Source organism: Planktosalinus sp., assembly GCF_059864935.1.
Map to the genome: position 1 here is coordinate 1 of NZ_JCBCCK010000211.1, position 1,025 is coordinate 1,025.

1 protein-coding gene is annotated in these 1,025 nt (G+C 32.8%); it reads left to right on the top strand.

Annotated features, from left to right (window positions below):
- Nucleotides 1-291 precede the first annotated feature (291 nt).
- Nucleotides 292-885: a hypothetical protein gene (locus AC6F75_RS07550; protein ID WP_500714366.1), complete on the top strand. Its 594-nt coding sequence runs from the start codon at nt 292-294 to the stop codon at nt 883-885.
- Nucleotides 886-1,025: the final 140 nt, after the last annotated feature.

Sequence of the window (1,025 nt, forward strand, 5' to 3'; positions counted from 1 at the left end):
ACCTTTTACAGATTTACAGGCTTTTTCAATGAGTGTTTGGTTTTTTTTTCATAATTTTATTATTGAAGATTATACAATACCCTAAAGGTAGTGAATGGCAGCGAAAGTTGCTTGAAGCTACCTTTAGGTTTAGTTCAACACGGCATATAAAAAAGTGGGCGGTTCGGTGCAGTTTGACAGTTCATTACTTTCTATTACCTTTGGTAGCGGTGGACAGGAACGTAGGGGTAAATGCCCACCTTCTTATATGCCGAAAACGTTGCCATTAATGTAGAAAAATCTAAAAACTAAATGAAAAACCGATTTTTAAATGCCAAACATTGGCAATTGTTCACCTTAATGTTTGGAATACCTTTTTTATTGCAAATAGTCGCTATGATCTCAATTTTTGCGAATATTGACTCAAACGGAAATCCTGACCATATAGGAATGCTGAATATGATGAAAATATTTCCTATTATAATGTTCCTTTATGTTGGGTTTCATTTTGGTTGGTTTTGGTCAATTGGTATTGGATTACAAAAGTATATTCCGGTTGACATTAAAATGAAAATTAATAAATTCAAAATTTTCTTCTTTATTCCCCTGTTTTATATTCTTTTCTTAATAGCGTTGATCGGAACTACATTTTACGGTATTTCATCTGATAATAACGCTATTGGTGCAATTGTTGGAAAAATGATACTTCTTATTATTCCATTACATCTATTTTCAATGTTCTGTATGTTTTATTTATTATATTTTGTATCTAAAACAATAAAAACGACTGAATTAAAGCGAACTGTAACTTTTAGTGATTTTATGGGCGAATTTTTTATGATTTGGTTTTTCCCAATTGGAATTTGGTTTATACAACCAAGGATAAATAAAATTGTAACGGAATAAAAGTCGAGTAGGTAAAGGGGAATTTCACCCCTAAACCTCTCACAGAACCGTACGTGAACCTCTCGATTCATACGGCTCTTCTTAATCCAAATCACTAAGGTCGAAATCCCTCGTACTGCCAGTGTTCAAACAAATTCGGG

What these genes read in the sequence shown, in the direction of transcription:
- AC6F75_RS07550 (WP_500714366.1), top strand. Translation starts at nt 292, where the DNA reads ATGAAAAACCGATTTTTAAATGCCAAACATTGGCAATTGTTCACCTTA.